The 17,249-nt window shown below is 41.0% G+C and carries 21 protein-coding genes; 13 read left to right on the forward strand and 8 right to left on the reverse strand.

Annotated features, from left to right (window positions below):
• Positions 1–113 precede the first annotated feature (113 nt).
• The gene (locus tag RSX31_RS00650; RefSeq protein WP_315632785.1) at positions 114–908 is read left to right on the forward strand and encodes an enoyl-CoA hydratase; all 795 of its coding nucleotides are present in this window, start codon (positions 114–116) and stop codon (positions 906–908) included.
• Between the two features lie 116 nt (positions 909–1,024).
• Here the strand turns inward: RSX31_RS00650 and RSX31_RS00655 are convergent, their stop codons facing one another.
• The gene (locus RSX31_RS00655) at positions 1,025–1,210 is read right to left on the reverse strand and encodes a YhzD family protein (RefSeq protein ID WP_148993303.1); all 186 of its coding nucleotides are present in this window, start codon (positions 1,208–1,210) and stop codon (positions 1,025–1,027) included.
• A gap of 184 nt (positions 1,211–1,394) precedes the next feature.
• On the opposite strand from RSX31_RS00655, the gene RSX31_RS00660 reads away from it, so the two are divergent.
• From RSX31_RS00660 to RSX31_RS00690, 7 genes are all read left to right on the forward strand, one after another.
• Positions 1,395–2,294: an ABC transporter ATP-binding protein gene (locus tag RSX31_RS00660; RefSeq protein ID WP_148993304.1), complete on the forward strand. Its 900-nt coding sequence runs from the start codon at positions 1,395–1,397 to the stop codon at positions 2,292–2,294.
• Positions 2,287–3,537, forward strand: coding sequence for an ABC transporter permease (locus tag RSX31_RS00665; protein ID WP_148968340.1), 1,251 nt, complete (start codon positions 2,287–2,289; stop codon positions 3,535–3,537). The genes RSX31_RS00660 and RSX31_RS00665 overlap by 8 nt, the downstream gene beginning before the upstream one ends.
• A 148-nt stretch (positions 3,538–3,685) precedes the next feature.
• The gene (locus RSX31_RS00670) at positions 3,686–4,894 is read left to right on the forward strand and encodes a metallophosphoesterase family protein (RefSeq protein WP_315632786.1); all 1,209 of its coding nucleotides are present in this window, start codon (positions 3,686–3,688) and stop codon (positions 4,892–4,894) included.
• Positions 4,895–4,911: 17 nt separating this feature from the next.
• Entirely contained in the window at positions 4,912–7,887 is a 2,976-nt protein-coding gene (locus RSX31_RS00675; RefSeq protein ID WP_315632788.1) for an AAA family ATPase, read from the forward strand.
• Between the two features lie 113 nt (positions 7,888–8,000).
• Positions 8,001–9,206: an MFS transporter gene (locus RSX31_RS00680; RefSeq protein WP_148993308.1), complete on the forward strand. Its 1,206-nt coding sequence runs from the start codon at positions 8,001–8,003 to the stop codon at positions 9,204–9,206.
• 175 nt (positions 9,207–9,381) lie between these two features.
• Positions 9,382–10,323, forward strand: a complete 942-nt coding sequence (yhaM, locus tag RSX31_RS00685; protein WP_315632790.1) for a 3'-5' exoribonuclease YhaM — start codon at positions 9,382–9,384, stop codon at positions 10,321–10,323.
• A gap of 131 nt (positions 10,324–10,454) precedes the next feature.
• Positions 10,455–10,634, forward strand: a complete 180-nt coding sequence (locus RSX31_RS00690) for a sporulation YhaL family protein (protein WP_113971257.1) — start codon at positions 10,455–10,457, stop codon at positions 10,632–10,634.
• Between the two features lie 51 nt (positions 10,635–10,685).
• Here the strand turns inward: RSX31_RS00690 and RSX31_RS00695 are convergent, their stop codons facing one another.
• A complete protein-coding gene (locus RSX31_RS00695; protein WP_148993309.1) occupies positions 10,686–11,642 on the reverse strand; it encodes a peptidylprolyl isomerase in 957 nt (318 codons plus the stop codon).
• 181 nt (positions 11,643–11,823) lie between these two features.
• Here RSX31_RS00695 and RSX31_RS00700 point away from each other — a divergent pair, with 181 nt between their 5' ends.
• The 3 genes from RSX31_RS00700 (at position 11,824) to RSX31_RS00710 (ending at position 12,294) form a co-directional block, all read left to right on the forward strand.
• The gene (locus RSX31_RS00700; RefSeq protein ID WP_044337791.1) at positions 11,824–11,910 is read left to right on the forward strand and encodes a YjcZ family sporulation protein; all 87 of its coding nucleotides are present in this window, start codon (positions 11,824–11,826) and stop codon (positions 11,908–11,910) included.
• A gap of 87 nt (positions 11,911–11,997) precedes the next feature.
• Positions 11,998–12,081, forward strand: a complete 84-nt coding sequence (locus tag RSX31_RS00705) for a YjcZ family sporulation protein (RefSeq protein ID WP_032089274.1) — start codon at positions 11,998–12,000, stop codon at positions 12,079–12,081.
• A gap of 126 nt (positions 12,082–12,207) precedes the next feature.
• On the forward strand, positions 12,208–12,294 hold the full coding sequence (locus RSX31_RS00710; protein ID WP_082051156.1) for a YjcZ family sporulation protein: 87 nt from the start codon (positions 12,208–12,210) through the stop codon (positions 12,292–12,294).
• 462 nt (positions 12,295–12,756) lie between these two features.
• Here RSX31_RS00710 and RSX31_RS00715 read toward each other — a convergent pair whose 3' ends face one another.
• Both RSX31_RS00715 and RSX31_RS00720 read right to left on the reverse strand, forming a co-directional pair.
• Positions 12,757–12,936: a hypothetical protein gene (locus tag RSX31_RS00715; protein WP_034763303.1), complete on the reverse strand. Its 180-nt coding sequence runs from the start codon at positions 12,934–12,936 to the stop codon at positions 12,757–12,759.
• 238 nt (positions 12,937–13,174) lie between these two features.
• Positions 13,175–13,711: a DUF3267 domain-containing protein gene (locus RSX31_RS00720; RefSeq protein ID WP_315632793.1), complete on the reverse strand. Its 537-nt coding sequence runs from the start codon at positions 13,709–13,711 to the stop codon at positions 13,175–13,177.
• A 194-nt stretch (positions 13,712–13,905) separates the two neighbouring features.
• On the opposite strand from RSX31_RS00720, the gene RSX31_RS00725 reads away from it, so the two are divergent.
• Positions 13,906–14,235, forward strand: coding sequence for a DUF1878 family protein (locus RSX31_RS00725; RefSeq protein ID WP_148994244.1), 330 nt, complete (start codon positions 13,906–13,908; stop codon positions 14,233–14,235).
• Between the two features lies 1 nt (position 14,236).
• Here RSX31_RS00725 and RSX31_RS00730 read toward each other — a convergent pair whose 3' ends face one another.
• Both RSX31_RS00730 and RSX31_RS00735 read right to left on the reverse strand, forming a co-directional pair.
• Positions 14,237–14,812, reverse strand: a complete 576-nt coding sequence (locus RSX31_RS00730) for an HTH-type transcriptional regulator Hpr (RefSeq protein ID WP_113971262.1) — start codon at positions 14,810–14,812, stop codon at positions 14,237–14,239.
• A gap of 377 nt (positions 14,813–15,189) precedes the next feature.
• Entirely contained in the window at positions 15,190–15,561 is a 372-nt protein-coding gene (locus RSX31_RS00735) for a YtxH domain-containing protein (protein ID WP_315632796.1), read from the reverse strand.
• A 163-nt stretch (positions 15,562–15,724) separates the two neighbouring features.
• Here RSX31_RS00735 and RSX31_RS00740 point away from each other — a divergent pair, with 163 nt between their 5' ends.
• Positions 15,725–15,919, forward strand: a complete 195-nt coding sequence (locus RSX31_RS00740; RefSeq protein ID WP_315632798.1) for a hypothetical protein — start codon at positions 15,725–15,727, stop codon at positions 15,917–15,919.
• A 67-nt stretch (positions 15,920–15,986) separates the two neighbouring features.
• Here the strand turns inward: RSX31_RS00740 and RSX31_RS00745 are convergent, their stop codons facing one another.
• The gene (locus RSX31_RS00745; protein ID WP_315632800.1) at positions 15,987–16,523 is read right to left on the reverse strand and encodes a tryptophan transporter; all 537 of its coding nucleotides are present in this window, start codon (positions 16,521–16,523) and stop codon (positions 15,987–15,989) included.
• 165 nt (positions 16,524–16,688) lie between these two features.
• A complete protein-coding gene (locus RSX31_RS00750; protein ID WP_148968351.1) occupies positions 16,689–17,111 on the reverse strand; it encodes an HIT family protein in 423 nt (140 codons plus the stop codon).
• Between the last annotated feature and the right edge of the window lie 138 nt (positions 17,112–17,249).

Below are 17,249 nucleotides of genomic sequence, written 5' to 3' on the forward strand. Positions count from 1 at the left end.
GTAAGAGAGGTCGTTCCGAAGTCGACCTCTCCTTTGAATTATTGTACTATTCAAAATAATAATTCCTAAAAATAGGATATTACGCTATGCTAGAAGAAAGGGGAGGGATTTTTTTGACAGTGTCAAATCAATACGAAACAGTAAAATTACATAAAGAAGGTAAGGTGGCAAGGCTACAGCTGAACCGTCCTCAATCACTGAATGCGTTGGATGCAGGGCTTATGGGAGAGCTCCTGGCTGCGTTAAAAGAAGTGAAAAATGACCCATCTATTTCTTTATTGGTCCTGACAGGAGAAGGAAAGGGGTTTTCTTCCGGAGGAGATATTAAGTCGATGCTTTCCTTAAGCGGAGAGGAACAGTTCTCAGGTATTATGGATACCATCAGTGAACTGGTGATGACTCTGTATACCATGCCTAAGATTGTTCTAACAGGCATACATGGGGCTGCTGCAGGTCTTGGTTTCAGTCTGGCGCTTTGCTCGGACTATATTTTGTGTGAAGAAGACAGCAAGCTTGCCATGAACTTTATCGGCATCGCACTGATTCCGGATGGTGGAAGTCATTTTCTTCTGCAGGAGCGCCTGGGTACACATAAAGCTAAACGATTGATTTGGAACGGTAAAGTATTGGAAGGGCAAGAGGCCCTTATGAAGGGACTTGTAGACGAAGCGATTCCATCCGGGAAATTGGAAGAAGGCATAGAGCGCTATACAAAACAAGTATTAAGTGCACCGACGAAAGCGATGATGAAAACGAAAGAAGTATATGTCACATTAAACAAAGACAGACTACAACGTGCGCTTGAACTGGAAAAAGAAGGGCAATGGCTCATGCGTCAAACCTCGGATCACCAGGAAGGCATCCGTGCATTTGTGGAGAAAAGACGACCTGAATTTAAGGGAGAATAATAGTTAAAGAGAACTAACCTGAAGGGTTGGTTCTTTTTTTCGTTATACATTCATCCTTTTAATTAAAAAATGCATTACAAGCCACTGGAAGTGACCCGCAATGCAGGATGTATACCTTACACATGAAACAACAATAGTTTCCCAAGAGGAGAAGTACAGCGATGCGTATGCTCGGAATACCCCTTTTCTTCTAACATGGATTCACCCATTTTCTTTGCGTCGCTGTCGGATGAAGCTTCGAATGATTCATCCAGAATCTTTTTTCCGTCTTTTTCAAAAACCGTTAATTTGTAAACTTTCATTGTGATATACCCCTTTGTATAGTATTCATGTACTCTTTTATTTTTTCATATTATCATTTTTTTGGAAAGTCCCAATAGTTTGATAAATAAAAAAGGTGGGAAATGAAACCTTTTTTGTATAAAATCGTAGAGTACTAGAGAGAAAAAAGATGCTTGTTTAAAAGTATAGGAGGGGAATGCTGAAATGAGTTTGAGTATACAACAGGTAACCAAAAGGTTTGGACAATTTACAGCAGTTGATCAGCTGTCACTGGATATCCCACCGGGGGAAATGTTTGGATTCCTTGGCGCGAATGGGGCAGGGAAGACGACGACATTTCGAATGGTGTTAGGGTTATTAGATGCGTCGGAAGGGCAGATTACGTGGAAAGGGAAGAGGATCGATTATTCCACAAGTCCGGAAATTGGATATCTGCCTGAAGAAAGAGGATTATATCCGAAAATGAAGGTGAACGATCAGATTGTCTATCTGGCGCGTCTTCGTGGTATGGAGAAAAAGACCATCCTGAAAGAACTGGATTACTGGCTGGAACGATTCAATGTTCCTCAGAACGTGAACAAGAAAGTAGAAGAACTTTCAAAAGGAAATCAGCAAAAAATTCAGTTTATCGCATCGGTTATCCATAAGCCGAGTTTACTGATTCTCGACGAACCGTTCAGCGGCCTGGATCCGGTAAATGTTGAACTGTTAAAGGATGCGGTCCGGGAAATCAAGAATAATGGAACCACAATCGTCTTCTCCAGTCACCGTATGGAGCATGTGGAGGAGCTCTGTGAAAGCCTATGCATCATGCATAAAGGGCGTCCCGTAGTGCATGGCGGCTTGAAGGAAATCAAGCGTTCCTTCGGGAAGAAGAATGTGGTCATCCACTCAGATTTTGATCTTCTATATCTAAAGGATATGAAAGGCGTGACGAAGCTGAAAGAAACAACGGAAGGGGTTCTTCTTCAGGTCGAGTCTGAGGCTGATGCCCAAAATGTATTTCATGACGTTGTTCAAAAGGGATTCCTTCGTAAGTTCGAATTAGAAGAACCTTCCCTGAACGATATTTTCATAGAAAAGGTGGGAACTTCTTATGAATAATTTCTTCTTGATCCTTAGTCAGTCCTATTTTTCAAAGCTTAAGGCAAAATCTTTTATCATTTCCACCGTCATCATTGCCGCTGCCCTTGTATTACTGGCCAATTTTGACAGTATCATTTCGAACTTCAGTGATGATGACACGAGTAAAATAGCGGTTCAGGACGAAACGGGCAACCTGTATGATCCGCTAGTGCAGCAGCTGAAGATCATGAATAGCGAGATCGAGCTGGAACCTGCCACCCAATCGATGGAAGAAATCGAAAAGAATATAGAATCTGAAGAATTAAAAGGATTACTCATTTTGAGTGAAAGCGATGAAGGTCTTCCGCAAGCACTGTATAAATCCAATTCATTATCAGATTCCAATGTGAGCGGGGAATTACAAGTCGCCCTGCAAAATGTGAAGTCTTCACTGGCTGCAAGTAAATTAGAGCTTTCAGGTGATGAACTGGCACTGTTAAGCGGTCCTGTTGCTTTTGAAAAGGAAGCCCTTATTGAAGGAGCCAAGTCTGAGGAAGAATTGAGTCAGGCTAGGGGTATAGTATATGTTCTATTATTCTTTATTTATTTCTCCGTCATTGCTTACGCCAACATGACGGCCATGGAAGTCGCCACAGAAAAAAGCTCGAGGGTAATGGAAATCCTCATATCCAGTGTGTCTCCGGTTAAACAAATGTTTGCCAAGATCATTGGAATCGGCCTTGCAGGATTAACACAGTTAGCCGTAATCCTGGCAGTGGGCTATTTTACAATGATTCAAAAGAAGGATGAACTGGTAGGGGATTTCTTTGAAGGATTCGGATTTGAATCTTTATCAGTAGGTGTCATTATCTATGCGGTAATCTTCTTTTTATTAGGGTATTTCCTGTATGCCACCCTGGCTGCATTACTGGGATCTCTTGTCAGTAGAATTGAAGATGTGCAGCAGATGATCATGCCGATGACCTTCTTGATCATGATTGGATTCTTCATCTCCATGTTCGGTCTTGGGAATCCGGAATCCAGTTTTGTGACGATTACTTCTTACATCCCGTTTTTTACACCGATGGTTATGTTCCTTCGTGTGGGGATGTTGAATCTTCCAGTGTATGAACCAGTAATAGGAATTGTTGTCCTCCTTGCGACGATTATTATTCTTGGAATATTTGGAGCAAGAGTGTATCGAGGTGGAGTGCTCCTATACGGAAAATCTAATTCATTTAAAGATATTAAAAAAGCAATCGATATAACATCGAAAAAATGATTCGTAAGAGCAGGCTGTCTCCTTCACCCGGGGCAGCCTTTCTCTATGAATCGAGTAAAATGTTGAGTATATACTGAAATTATTGCCGGTTTTAGGATATAATGAAAGAATATAAGAACGTATATTCGTAGTGCGGGGAGGGAACTTCATGGGAAAGATTCGGTTTTTTCATGTAGCAGATCTACATCTGGATAGTCCTTTTATCGGGCTAAAACATTTACCGAAAGAAGTGTTCGAACGAATACATAATAGTACCTTTGCCTCTTTTGAAAAAGTGGTAAGGGAAGCGATTGTTAGACAAATTGACTTCATGATCATCAGTGGTGATCTGTTTGACGAAGAAGATCGCAGCATTCGTGCGCAGGCGAAATTATTGAAGCAATTCAATCTGTTACATTCAAACAACATTCCTGTTTACGTTGTTCACGGGAATCATGATCATCTTGGAAGCTATCGATTAGAGCTCGATATGCCGGATAACATACATATCTTCAACGCAGAAACAGAAGTGAAACAGCTTACTGTAAAGAATGGGACAACTGTAGACATAGTCGGGTTCAGCTATGGTAAAAGACATATACAGGAAAGAAGAGTTGCTGATTATCCCAAACGTTACGATGACCGCTATACGATAGGCATCCTCCATGGAAGCGAAGGAAGTGTGCATTCTTCACACGAAACGTACGCGCCTTTTTCGATAAGGGAACTACTGGAGAAGAATTATCACTATTGGGCTTTGGGACATATCCATGAGCGGCAGATTCTGCACGAAGAGCCTTACATCGTATATCCTGGTAACATCCAGGGAAGACATCGGAAAGAAACAGGTGAGAAAGGCTGCTATGAAGTGGTGCTTGATCATCACCATACAGAATTAACATTTATCCCGACTCACGACTTGATGTGGAGGACATGCAGGGTATCCCTTCAATCTGTTCAGCGCTTTGGAGAAATTTTTCAGCGTATCCAGCAGGCGCTGGAATCTCTTGAAAAAGGGGATGTGTTGATTGAGGTTATCTTGACAGATGATGAATCACTCACTCAAGACATGGCGGCCAAAATAGAAAATGGTGATCTACTGGAAGCATTGCGAACAGAATACGGGAGTCAGCAGGGTTTGAAGTGGATTCATTCAATACGATGGAATCATACCCAAGCGAGTCGGGGAATAGAACAGGATCCGTTCAGGCAGGAAGTAATGGAGACATTGGAGAGCATGGGTGAAGAAGACTGGAAGGGTGCCCTGGCAGAAATGTATGAGCACCCATCTATATACCGCTTTCTGGACCCCTTAAAGGAAGAAGAGAAGAAATCTTTAATAGAAGAAACAGAGCGCTTGTTACAAAATAAAGGCTGAACGTGGAGGTGAATGGGGTGAAACTGCTCGAACTTCATATTTATGGATACGGAAAAATAGAAAACAAGCACTATACGATCAGTGACCTTCAATTATTTTATGGGGAAAATGAAGCTGGCAAATCAACGATTATGTCGTTCATACATAGCATTTTGTTCGGGTTTCCGACGAAGCAGCAATCTCTGCTCAGGTATGAACCGAAATCTTCTACAGAGTATGGTGGGAGAATCCTTTGCAGGATGGAAGGACAAGGACTCCTCAGTATCGAGCGGGTTAAAGGGAAGGCAACAGGAGACGTGACCGTTCAATTCGAGGACGGAAGAACCGAAGGAGAAGAAACCCTTCAACAACTGCTCGGAAATATGGACAGGACAACTTACCAAAACATATTCTCATTCAACCTCGAAGGGCTGCAAAACATTCAGCGCCTCAAAAAAGAAGAATTGAACCGCTACCTATTTTCTGCAGGTTCTACAGGGACGGACCTCCTGTTACAGATGGAACAGAATTGGCAGAAAGAAAGGGAGCAGCTGTTTAAGAAATCGGGAAGAAAGCCGATGGTCAACGCAGTGCTGACACAATTAAAGCACCTTGAAAAACAAGTAAAGGAAGGAAAAGAAAAAAATGATCAATACAGTCCTCTCATATCAAAGCAAAAATCGTTAGAAACCCGGATTTCATCCATGGAGACAGAAAAGGCAGCTCTAGCTGAAAAGAAAGAGAACCTGATTTCAGTTAATGAAAACTGGGATACACTCTCTAGCTTCAAAAGAGTGGAGGAGCGGCTGTCTCAATTGGATACAATTGAGTTTCCTGCAAAAGGATTAGAGCGTTTAAACGAACTTAAAACGGAAGAAAGACAATTATCGGCATATCTTGAAACCTTGGTGACGAAACAAGAAAATCTGTACAACAAATTAGAATCAGAAGAGATTGATCCTTTCCTAGTCGAAGAACTTCCTGTTATAGAAAAGATATTGTCTCAACAGTCTTTTTATCTGAAATGGAAAGAAGAAAGCAATGAACGGGGCAGAGAATTAAAAGCGGTGCGTAGTAAAATCAACGATACGATCCGTGAATTGGGACTAACAATAGAGATGGAGGACATCCCGGCCCTGGATACAAGCTTAATGATGTCTGACCGTATTCAAAATGCACTGGACCAGCAATCAAAGCTCCTTCATGAACGGGAAAGCTTACAGAAACATTACCAAGGGGAAGAAGAAGAACTTCACAACATCGAAAGGAAGTGTGATAGCTTAGAAGATCGGCTGATGGAAGAAGATGAGTATCAAGAATTGCAAAGATCGGTGAAAATTGAATCTTCCCGGCAAGCTTCACGGGACCAGGCACATTGGATGAACCTGCAAGTGAAAGAGGCAGAACTACGTTTCAGCAGAAAAAAGTCCTCCTTCTCCCGGCAGCTCCTCTTAATAGGTGCAGCACTCCTTCTTTTATTGGGAATTGGGTCATGGGCAATAGTGATTGGTAATGGACTTTTTGTCGGAATCAGCTTGCTTCTTCTCATTGTAGTGGGTGCATCGGGAGTGCAGGCGAGGGGGAATCTGCGAGAAGAAACCAGCATCCTTCAACAAACTAAAGCAAGGGCAAAAGAGTTACAGCCGGAAGGTCAAATGGAGTTTCACTCTCTGGATAGGGCTGAGCAAAGCCTAAAGCAACAAGTGGAGTTGAGGAACGAGTGGAAGCAGCGGATTCTTTCATTAGAAGAGCAACAGGTAAAACTTCAGAAGCTCCATGAAAAGCAGAAGGAAGTAGAGAAAGAAATTGTTTCAGGAGAACAAAGACTATCCGGTCTGAAATCAGAGCTCTGTCTACCTTCTGATTTTCACTGGAAGTGGCTCCGTGATGCGTTTGTCAAAATGAAAGAGATCGTTTCGAATTATGAGTCTTATATCCACCTTAAAGAAGAACAAGACTATGTCGTCCAAAAATTGAATGAGTACAGGGATCATTGTCAGGAATGGTTCCACCGCCATTCTCTCACGTTTACTACAGTGGAAGAGGCTGTGATTAAACTGAAGGGAATCATGCAGGACATTGAAAAGAAGACCCTCACATTAAATAGCATCCAGTCAGAGCTCGAGCCTCTTTCTTTTGAGATAGAGAAGCTAAGAATTGAAGGTGGAAAGGTCCGTGAAGAGGTTGAAACCCTTCTTCAATCTGCAGGGTGCATGGAAGAAACAGAATTTCGTGAAAAGGCACTTCACGCCGAAGAAAGAATCGACCTATCGGTACAATATAATGGAATGAAAACGAGGCTGACCGAACGAACACTCAATACGTTTCTTCGGTTTGTTTCTCAGGAAGATAGTAGAAAAGAATTAAAAAGGGTATCGAATCGAATCGAAGAGCTTTCAACTGAGCTCTCTGCTCATCAAAAAGAGCTCGCTTCCATTTCGTATGAAATAAAAGTGCTGGAGGAAGGAAAGAGCTACTCCACAATCCTTCAGGAGTTTCAAAGCAAAAGGGCTGAGCTTCAAGAACTTGCGTATGACTGGTCCAAATTTACCTTAGCACAAGCGGCCTTAAGGAAAACAATGGATCTTTACCAGAAATCTAAGATGCCTAAAGTGATGGAGCTTGCAGAAGAGAATTTTAGAGAACTGACTGAAGGGCACTATCTACGGATTTTCTTACGAGATGATGAGATGATCAGGGTAGAGCGGAAGGACGGTGCGGTTTTCCATGCGGTAGAACTCAGTCAAGGAACGAAAGAACAGTTATACATCTCAATTCGCTTTGCCCTCATTCAATCTTTCCGGGACAAGTACCCATTGCCGGTACTGATCGACGATGGAGTAGTCAACTTTGACCTGGACAGAACGAACGCATTTCTAAAGCTGTTGAGGAAAATGTCTGTGAACCACCAGACTCTGTTCTTTACCTGTCATCCTCATATAAGAGATGAGTTTACCGAGGATAAAATAATCGTATTAAAGCGAATGGAAAAGGAATCCATTCATAATGCATGATTTTTTACAGAATTTAATTGGCAATAATTTCTCAGATTCGTTACAATACTACAAGGAGTTTGTTTGCACGAGCACGGGAATGAAATGAGAGTCAGAAAGAAGGAACACATAGTATGGCAAAAACAATAGGGTCCAAACGAAATCGGGGACCACTGGCACTACTAAGCTTTAACTTATTTATCGTCATGGTTGGAATCGGGCTGGTCATCCCCATTCTTCCTTTTTATGTAGAAAAATTCAACGCCAATGCTCAAACACTTGGAGCGTTGGTGGCAGTATTTGCTTTTATGCAGTTTTTATTTGCTCCTATTTGGGGAAGGTTATCCGATCGGATAGGGAGGAAGCCATTAATCACCATCGGTTTGGTTGGCTTTGCCATAGCTGAATTCATTTTCGCCTTCGCTGTAGGATTATGGATGCTATTTCTGTCCAGGATCTTAGCAGGCGTTTTCGGCTCAGCATTAATGCCTACTGCAATGGCATATGTATCGGATGTAACGGATGAGGACAATCGGGGTCAAGGGATGGGGATACTTGGTGCTGCCATGGGTCTTGGAATCGTCATCGGGCCTGGAATCGGAGGATGGCTGGCAGAAATCAACCTCTCCTATCCATTTATCTTTGCCGGGATCGCCGCCTCTATTGCAGCTATCGTCTCGGTCATCATATTACCGGAATCCTATCCAAAGGAAAAAAGAACCTTTGACCCAAATGAAAAACGTGAAAACCGCTTCGTGGTCATGAAGAATGCGGTGATGAGTCCTGTCGGGTTTCTGTTGGTACTCGTATTCATCATGAGCTTCGGATTGGCGAATTTCCAATCGATTTTCAGCTACTATGCGCTAGAACGATATGGATATGGTCCACAGGAAGTCGGGATCATCATTTTGATCATTGGTATCATCGGTACCGTTGTTCAAGGAGTGGGAGTGGGAAGGGCGACGAAGATCTTCGGTGAGGAAAAAGTAGTAACCGGCTCTTTGCTCCTCAGTGCACTGGGATTTGTCATCATGACATTTGCCACCGACTTTGTAGGGGTCTTGATCACAACCGCCGTTTTCTTTGTCGGAAACTCGATGCTGCGTCCATCGTTGAATTCCCTCATTTCAAAACTGGCAGGAGAACGTCAAGGGACGGTCATGGGGCTGAATAACTCGTTTCTCAGTCTTGGTAACGTCGCTGGACCATTGCTTGCCGGGACACTGTTTGAGTGGAATATACATATCCCCTACTTCTTCGGAGCATTCATTATGCTCGTAGGACTGGTAGCGACGAAAGTTTGGATTAGCAAGAAACAAAAAAGAGCATTGGTGAATTAGGCTTCAGAACCGTCTCCGGGTGGGGGCGGTTTTTTTGTTGTGAGAAGAGAGAGGGACGGACCTCTGGAATTTGATTATTGTTTGACCCCTATCTCTCTCCAACCCTTTCCACTCCTGTACTCTATCGAAATATGGTATACTGAAACTACTAATATAGTTGGACGGAGGAGAAGAGATGTCTGGGATTACACAATTTAACGTCGGAGAAACAATCGAATTACCCCTTTTAATTAAACAAATGACCAAAGGTACGACAAATACAGGGAAGCCGTTTTTAACCCTGATACTGCAAGATAAGAGTGGAAATATGGAAGCTAAGCTTTGGGATGCTTCTGAGCAGGATGAGAAGACATATCAACCTGAAACAATCGTGCAGGTTGTTGGAGACATACATAGTTATCGTGGAAAGAGTCAGCTCAAGATCAAGCAGATTCGCCCGGCTTCCCCGGCAGATGGTTATGCCATTTCGGACTTCCTGGAAACGGCACCGGTGAGCATTGATGAAATGACGAGTAAGATCACTCAGTATATTTTTGAAATGAGAAATCCAAATATTCAACGCATCACAAGACACTTGATTAAAAAATATCAGAAGCCATTCCTGGAATATCCGGCTGCTACCAAGAACCATCATGAATTCGTGTCTGGCCTTGCGTATCATGTTGTATCGATGCTTGACCTCTCGAAAGCCATTGCAGGACTGTACCCATCCCTGGATTCAGATCTATTGTACGCTGGGGTCATTCTTCATGATTTAGGCAAAGTCATTGAGCTTTCAGGTCCAACATCAACTACGTATACGATTGAAGGGAATCTGATCGGTCATATTTCGATTATGGTGAACGAGATTGGAAAAGCTGCAGATGAGCTTGGAATTGAAGGGGAAGAAGTGATGATCCTTCAACATCTCGTATTGAGTCATCACGGAAAAGCGGAATGGGGAAGTCCTAAACCGCCGCTTATTCGTGAAGCTGAAATCCTGCATTATATCGATAATGTGGATGCTAAGATGAATATGCTGGATCGTGCATTGGAACGGGTGAAACCGGGGGAGTATACAGAAAGAGTATTTGCCCTTGATAATCGTTCATTCTATAAACCGACTTTTCATAAATAGATAACCTCTTAGACCCCGGATAATGAAACGGGGTCTTTTTAGTAGAATAAAAGGGTAAATCTAGTTATGTTTTATCTCTTCCCTACATATAGTGTGAATAAAGAGGACAAACCTATAAGGAGATGAAGCAAATGACACTACCTATTTGGATGTACTTGGTTGTAGCAGGGATTTTCGGGAGTGCCTTTATGACGATTAAATCAGCTAAGGAAGAAAAGAATATGGAAGATGAGTGGATAGAGAAGGAGGGAGAAGTCTACATTCATCGAATGGAAGAGGAGAAGGAGCGGAGACGTCAACTAACGTCTTGATCATAGAGAATAAAAAGGACTGACGGAATGGATCCGTCAGTCCTTTTTGTTCTACTCTTCGGCAGGTGCCGGAGCTTCTTCTCCTTCAGGTACAGCAGGAGCTTCTCCGCCTTCAGGTGCAGCCGCAGGGTTCAGCACTTGATCAAATGCCTTTTTAAGATCTTTATCTTTAATATTTAAGTCAGCTTTTTCAATTTCAGCTTTCATCGCTTCCTGGATTTTTTGAGGATCCACTTTTGAAAGCTTCAGTTCTTTTTCGATTTCCTTTTTCATCTCGTCAAAGGATTTCTTTTCTTTTTTATCTGTCACTTCAATGATGTGATAGCCATATTCTGTTTTGATAGGCTCACTCACTTTGCCTTTTTCTAATGTGTCCAGAGCTTTAGAGAATTCCGGTACGAAGTTTTGACGACCAGCATTGTCTACCCAGCCTAAGCTTCCGCCATTTTCAGCAGAACCAGGATCTTTTGAATATTCTTTTGCAAGTTCTTCAAACTTTCCACCATCAGCTAATTTTTGTTTCACTTCTTTAGCTGTTTTTTCATCATCTACAAGAATGTGACGAACTTGAATGTCAGGCTTCCATGTCTCGTAGTATTCCTTTACTTCTTCTTCAGTGACTTTCACGTCGGAGATCGCAGCTTTTTCTTGAAGTAATTGAAGCTTTAAGTATTCTTTAAACGATTTTTCATCAAGATTATATTGTTGTAAGAACATCTCGAATTGAGGTCCCAATTGGTCTTTGGCTTCATTCAGCTTTTCGTCAACTTCCTCTTTCGACACGTCATACTTTTCTTCAAGTACTTTCGTGTAAACCAATTCTTGAAGGGCTTGTTCCATTTGTGGAGTGAATTTTTGCTTCATTGATTTGTAAAGTTCATCTTTTGTTACGTCTCCAGCTTTTGTTGTTGCAACAACGTCACTGTTTCCCTCAGCACCGTCTCCGCTGCATCCTGCAAGTCCAACGACTCCCGCAGCCAATGATACTGAAATGATCCATTTTTTCATGGTGACCAACTCCTACAATATTTGATGGCTTGTCAAATTTCTACAAAACATACTATAACACACTTTTTCCATGAAAAAAAATATTTTCCATATTAATCTTCAGAAAAATGGGCATTTTACACACCCATTTCCTAGGTACTTTCATATGATAAGAGCGAAGAGAGAAAAGGAGGTAATAAATATGAGCTGTGGATACAATTCCGGATTCGCGTTAATCGTAGTGCTGTTCATCTTATTAATCATCGTTGGTGCCGCATATATTTGCTAAAAAAAACTAAATTTATGACATTAGCCTAAAACAAATGGCAGCTAACTTGAATAAGATAAATTAGCGCTTCAAAGGAGGTGGAAAGTTATGGGTAATGCATACGGCGGAGGTTTCGCGTTAATCGTAGTACTGTTCATCCTGTTAATCATTGTGGGTGCAGCATGGCTATAATTTTAGCCTCAGGGTTTAAAGTTATCGGATAAAGACTGTAGAGGGGGCAATACCTTAAGAAAGGCGGCCCCTTTTGCTTTATTCATATTTAAGTGGCTTTTTCATACATGAAAGGAGGAAGCGCAGATGTCAGGTGCTTACGGCGGAGGATTTGCGTTAATCGTTGTTCTATTCATTTTGTTAATCATCATTGGTGCAGCATACGTTTGCTAATTTGAATATATGAAAAAAGCAGATCCGGATTTTTCCGGGTCTGCTTTTTGTTTGTCGCCACTGAGCGAGCCGCCTCCGCTTTTCTGATTGTCCAGCTCCAGGGCTTAGAGGCTCGAGGTCATAAGTCAAATCTGCGAAAAAGGCAAAAAAACGCCGTTCCGGAGATTCGTCTTATGCTTGTCGCCTCTAGGCAAAGCCCTTCCGCTTTTCTGATTGTCCAGCTCCAGCGGCTAGCCCCTCGAGGTCATAACTGGGAAATCCTCAAAGGCAAAGAGCGCCTTCAGGGATTTCCCAGTTATGCTTGTCGGGGCTGACCAAGCCGCCTCCGCTTTTCTACTTGTCCAGCTCCAGCGGCTAGAGGCTCGAGGTCATAAGTTAAACCTACCAAAAAGGCAAAGAGCACCTTTCCGGTAGGTTTAACTTATGCTTGTCGCCTCTGAACGAGCCGCCTCCGCTTTTCTTTTATGTAAATAATATCTCTATATAAGAAGAGACCAGTAATATGGTGATTAGGATATTGATGGTTCTAAACACCTTTGGTTGGCGTTCTTCAGGTATTTCTTTTTGTAAACATAATGCGTTTGTCATTTTATTTATATAGAATAAGATGAAAACAGCAAACACTAAAAACATGGAGATCATCCAAACCCCTCCCCGTTATCTCCTTTAAGCTATACATTACCAAATAATTTCTCTAATTGGTAGCGAGAGTATTGCATTAATCATGCAAATAAGACTTTTTGCATTCTTTTCTACATATCATCCAAGTGCAAGCAGGAATTTTCAATCAGTAAATGAAGAATCTTCGTGATAACACCTGAAAAAAGCAGAAGGATGATTTCTTCCATCGAGTGTATGTTTCAATGGCCATCCATCATCCTTACTGATAAATCAATATTTCGTATCCATCATCATTCTCTTCGATTAATGCATTCTTTGGTGAGTCCATCAGTTGCTTTGCATATATAAAGTCAATGGCGCAGATTCCTGAATGAAATGCAAACAGCATTGTAAAGTAATGAGAGTAATGCGGGAAGTGGATGCATCCGTATAGCAAAATCCCGTTCAATACAAAGAATGGTGCCACCAAGGCAAGCATGTAACGGTATTTTGAGATTGGTTGATCCACTCGCAAAGAAACGATCGGTAAAAGAAATAGTTTCCGATTACATTTACACTTCATTTTTTTCACAAAAGGAAGTATCGGTACAATGTGAAAAAATTTATGCAACGGATAGATACTCAACATTCCTATGAAGAAAACAAGGAAATGGTTATCATAGAACGCACTTGGAAATAGTAAGTTAATTGGTACGTATATTAATGAGAATACCATCATCATGATGATGGATGAAAGTAAAAAGACTCGATAAAATCCGAATTGTTTTTCCAGATTGATTGTTTTCCAGCAATGCATAAAAAAATCGCCTCCATTAGACGAATAAATCATAGTTAAGTGCCTAACATACTTTATTACGATTGCCGGAAAAAATCAATACATTTCAGGCTGATTTTTTCATATTTTTTAGAAGAACTTTTTGGGAAAGGTATGTTATAGTTTTGTACAATGAGAGTATGAGAATTTTTTGCAATAATTGAAGGGTGATTATGATGAATGATGTAGTGAAACGTATAGAGAAACTCGAGTATTATCAGCGGTTAATGGCGGAGATGATTCCCGAAAATGGTTATCCATTTCATCGGCTGATCATTCGTAAGGGGTTGTCGGAGAGGGAAGTGAAGGAGTTCTTTAGCACTTGTGATAGGTTGAGCATGAAACTTCAAAAGCAAAAAGCGGAAGGATTCGTGTACAATACTCCGCTTTTCAAAGAATTTGAAGAACAGCTTCATTCAAAGCTGAAGGTTCATGAAGTGGTTGATAGCTGTTTAGCTCAAGACATTTATCCAGCTTTGATGAAACAGTTAAAGAAGAGCTTGTAGATCAAGCCAGTTCTTCTTCATCTTGAAATAATTCTCCCAGTTTTCCATTATCATCAGAAAAATCATTCTCAATGTTATGAAACGATTTTTCAAATATCTCCATAAAATCATTTCCATATATATTTCGCACGACGGTCATCATTTCAATCATTTCAGGGAACTTTCCATATAATTCCCGTAATGGGGAAACTCCCTGGAAGATTGAGTGACTCTCAGGCTTATAGTTCTTCATAAGCTCAAGAAGTATATTTTCCCCTTTAGCCGTCAATTGAATATAGGTGTTCCGTTTATCGTTCTCCCGTTTAGAAAACTGTAGTAATTCCCGTTCTTCTAATTTCTTGGAGAAGTTAAATGCAGTCGAAACGTGCATAACACCAAACTTGGCTACGTCTGAAATGGAAGCACCCTTTAAATGATACGCAATCCAGAGAATATGATGTTCGTTGATATTTAAGTCGTATGGCTTGATCCATTGCTGCCAGTCCTTTTCTATGGCCTTCCACAGAGCTTTACTAAGCTGAGCCATCCTTTGACTGAAGAGCATAGCCTCTTTCAAAGTAAATTCTCTTTCCTTCATCTCATTCACCCACTTTGCTAGAAAATCTTTTTAAAACTAAGTAGTACCAAAATGACTTACTAAAACAACTATCACAAAAAAGAAAGCGCTTATATTTTATTATGCCAATAAAGTAATAATTAATAAAGGTTAAATTGACAAAATTTTTCGAAGTATATAATTTTTGATTGGGACGTACTGTGAAAATCAGAGGTTGATGGGTGGATGGATACTGTAATGACGGGATTTGTGGATGAAATCATTATATTGAAAGAAAAGAATGGGGATAATAATTTTTTTTGAAAACATGTTTCTCCAGTATCGATATAATCCCTATTCAAACAAAAAAACCCACAGCCTTCCACCACCATTAGTGAAAAAGAACTGCGGGGATCTAGTTATTGATTAGGTGTATTTGCTGAGTTAATCGATTTTTCCAAGTCTTCAATGGTTCTTTGGATGGATTGGATTTCTTCCTGAAGTCGACGGTTATTTGGCTCTGTTGAAGCCTGCCATTGTTTGAATGAAGCTTGAAGATCTTTAGAAAGCTGCATGACCGTTTCTTTTCCTTCCTGAGACAGGGTTCCGATGGATTCTTTCAATTCTCCAATATTCACCTTCATCTCGTCGATTACTCCAGTCCAGTCATCTTTCTTGTCTTTGATTTGTGCCCGGATTTCTTTCCCTGATGAAGGAGACGTGAGAAGGGATGCTACTCCTCCTACCACTCCACCGATTATAAGCCCGTATGCAAGAGATTTTTTGTTCACTATGATCACCTCGTTCTTCTATTTCTATAATACTCTATTTCTACAATCAACATGTATTCTCCTTTTCCCTTTTAAAACAGATTAAAACAAGTCAATTCATAACTTTCATATTTGCAGCATAAAAATAAAGGTAAGAGGTGGAGTAAAGGAGGGGTTCTAATCGATGGACGGGGTAATCTTTGGTTTCTTTGCTCTCTGTGCAGTATTATTTCTAAGTATGGTGTATAATTTCATTTCCATTCAAAGGCCTGGTATGTATCCTCCTAAGAATATATTAAAAAAGCGTGCTGCCTTAATGGGGTCCGGTGGGGTGATCACCTTCTTGATTGGAGTACTCTTATGGGTTGCAGTCAAGTAATATATAGAAAAAGCCCTCCGTTCATGTTGCGATAGCACAATGAATGGAGGGCTTTACTATGATTAAATTAGGATAGCTGTTCTGATGTGACAGCTTCTCGAATGGTTGAACGTTTTAATATCCCGTTAATGATTGGATAAACCACAAACATTGCCCCGGCGTTAATTAGTGTAGCTGGAAGTACGACTGCCGCAAATAGAGCAAAGAAAGCTCCAGGCAGACCGACAATAACATAAGCCGAAAGTAAGAATATACTTCCTGATACGAGCGTACCAACTGCTGTTAGAACAGAAGCTCCTACAAGTGAACGAGCGATTTTTTTAGTAGCCAGGAAAAGTCCGTAAAAAACGAATGCCGTGATCGGTTTATCAATCAGGTTAGGTAAAAATCCTCCAGGGAACTGTGTTGTCAGACCTGAAATGACTCCAGTTAATAAACCTAAAAGTAATACGTTTTTCTTGGCTGGAAATAATATAATGCCAAGAAACATCATTGTCAGCATCATGTCCGGCTTCATTCCTAAGAAAATTCCCGGGATCACTGTGTGCAGGACGGCTCCGATCCCTACTAATAATGACAGGGATACAAGTGTTTTTGTTTTCATTTCTCATCTCTCCTCAACTAAACTATACTATTTGCTTCTCCTAATGTGCACTGTTGCCATTAGCGAAAAGATAGGTACATTATAACATACAGAGTATTGTTGTCAAAGATTAATTATTCTGAAAAAAGCCTGATCCCCTTTAACTTCTGGGATCAGGCTCGATTATTATGAAAGATGCTGTGCAATGGATTCAGCTATTCCTTTCAGGTCTTCTTGAGTGTAATCATCATTATGTGTCTTCCATACGGCTCCGAAGCCATCTCCATGGCCATAGCGGGGAATGAAGTGCATGTGAAAATGGAATACAGATTGTCCTGCTTCTTCACCTGCATTGCTTAACAGGTTCATTCCAACAGGGTTAAACTCGGCCTTGATACTGTCAGCAATCTTAGGTGCAACAGAGAAGAGGTGGCTTGCCAGATCAGGAGTCAGCTCATAGATGTTTTCTTTATGTACTTTGGGAATAAGTAATGTATGGCCTTTCGTCACTTGGCTAATATCAAGGAAAGCAAGGACATGCTCATCCTCGTACACTTTCATTGCAGGGATTTCACCGTCGATAATCTTGCAAAAAATACAGTCACTCAATGTTTACTCCACCTTTTTTGTAATGGCATTTTTATGTATTTTATCATGAAAGAGAAAATAAATGAAGAAGAGACAGGAACGATTTTCCTGCCTCTCTTCTTGAAGGGGTAATACTATAAAGATTTATATGTCAGGCTT

The organism is Rossellomorea yichunensis, from assembly GCF_032337515.1.
In the GTDB taxonomy this organism is placed as follows: Bacteria; Bacillota; Bacilli; order Bacillales; family Bacillaceae_B; genus Rossellomorea; species Rossellomorea yichunensis.

Excerpts from the sequence above, each read along its gene's own strand:
- RSX31_RS00655 (WP_148993303.1), bottom strand. The coding sequence starts at position 1,210 with ATGAAAGTTTACAAATTAACGGTTTTTGAAAAAGACGGAAAAAAGATT.
- RSX31_RS00660 (WP_148993304.1), top strand. The coding sequence starts at position 1,395 with ATGAGTTTGAGTATACAACAGGTAACCAAAAGGTTTGGACAATTTACA.
- RSX31_RS00665 (WP_148968340.1), top strand. The coding sequence starts at position 2,287 with ATGAATAATTTCTTCTTGATCCTTAGTCAGTCCTATTTTTCAAAGCTT.
- RSX31_RS00670 (WP_315632786.1), top strand. The coding sequence starts at position 3,686 with ATGGGAAAGATTCGGTTTTTTCATGTAGCAGATCTACATCTGGATAGT.
- RSX31_RS00680 (WP_148993308.1), top strand. The coding sequence starts at position 8,001 with ATGGCAAAAACAATAGGGTCCAAACGAAATCGGGGACCACTGGCACTA.
- yhaM (WP_315632790.1), top strand. The coding sequence starts at position 9,382 with ATGTCTGGGATTACACAATTTAACGTCGGAGAAACAATCGAATTACCC.
- RSX31_RS00690 (WP_113971257.1), top strand. The coding sequence starts at position 10,455 with ATGACACTACCTATTTGGATGTACTTGGTTGTAGCAGGGATTTTCGGG.
- RSX31_RS00695 (WP_148993309.1), bottom strand. The coding sequence starts at position 11,642 with ATGAAAAAATGGATCATTTCAGTATCATTGGCTGCGGGAGTCGTTGGA.
- RSX31_RS00700 (WP_044337791.1), top strand. The coding sequence starts at position 11,824 with ATGAGCTGTGGATACAATTCCGGATTCGCGTTAATCGTAGTGCTGTTC.
- RSX31_RS00705 (WP_032089274.1), top strand. The coding sequence starts at position 11,998 with ATGGGTAATGCATACGGCGGAGGTTTCGCGTTAATCGTAGTACTGTTC.
- RSX31_RS00710 (WP_082051156.1), top strand. The coding sequence starts at position 12,208 with ATGTCAGGTGCTTACGGCGGAGGATTTGCGTTAATCGTTGTTCTATTC.
- RSX31_RS00715 (WP_034763303.1), bottom strand. The coding sequence starts at position 12,936 with ATGATCTCCATGTTTTTAGTGTTTGCTGTTTTCATCTTATTCTATATA.
- RSX31_RS00720 (WP_315632793.1), bottom strand. The coding sequence starts at position 13,711 with ATGCATTGCTGGAAAACAATCAATCTGGAAAAACAATTCGGATTTTAT.
- RSX31_RS00725 (WP_148994244.1), top strand. The coding sequence starts at position 13,906 with ATGAATGATGTAGTGAAACGTATAGAGAAACTCGAGTATTATCAGCGG.
- RSX31_RS00730 (WP_113971262.1), bottom strand. The coding sequence starts at position 14,812 with ATGAAGGAAAGAGAATTTACTTTGAAAGAGGCTATGCTCTTCAGTCAA.
- RSX31_RS00740 (WP_315632798.1), top strand. The coding sequence starts at position 15,725 with ATGGACGGGGTAATCTTTGGTTTCTTTGCTCTCTGTGCAGTATTATTT.
- RSX31_RS00745 (WP_315632800.1), bottom strand. The coding sequence starts at position 16,523 with ATGAAAACAAAAACACTTGTATCCCTGTCATTATTAGTAGGGATCGGA.